Raw genomic sequence first — 557 nt, 5'->3', positions numbered from 1 at the left:
CCTCTCCGGCATCAGCCCGCGGGTCCGCTGATCGCCAGCAGTCCGGCGCGCGGGCTGATGCCGGAGAGGGTGACATGTCCGTCCACGCGCGTCACCTCGCGTGCGGGACCTCCCCGTACACCGCTGTGGATCGTGGTCGTGGAACCGCTTCCCACGCCCATGGCCACGTTCCCGTCGTCGCCCACGGCCAGACCGCGTGAGGTCCCGGCCGGCACGCCGGTCAGCCCGAGGCGGTCGGGCCCGCCCCGGAACGGCTGGTAGCGCCACTGGCCCTCGCCGTGCACGTCCTCGTCGAACCACCACACGTACGCGTCCGCGTCGATCGTCCCGTGCAGCGTGCCGCCCCGACGGTCCGTCACCTGACGGGCGCGGCCGGTGGCGGCGTCCCAGGTGAACACCTCGCACCGGCCGTCGGCGTCGGCGGTGAACACCATGAGCGCGGGATCGGTGGCACAGACATCGGGCAGGGCCGCGCGGTAGACCTGGTAGCGGCCCGGGGTACGGTCCGCTCCCGCGCCTCTGCCGGACCTGTGGCCGCCGGTCTCCTCGGGAGGGCG

The 557-nt window shown here is 74.3% G+C and carries 1 pseudogene; it reads right to left on the bottom strand.

Annotated elements, in window-relative coordinates:
* Positions 1–11: 11 nt before the first annotated feature.
* Positions 12–557 (bottom strand): annotated as a pseudogene (locus tag BFF77_RS32065) (S9 family peptidase); the annotation flags it as partial.

It is taken from the genome of Streptomyces lushanensis (assembly GCF_001700515.1).
Classification (GTDB): Bacteria; Actinomycetota; Actinomycetes; order Streptomycetales; family Streptomycetaceae; genus Streptomyces; species Streptomyces lushanensis.
Note: the sequence above shows the minus strand (reverse complement) of the source record. Positions and strands in the feature narration are given on the sequence as shown.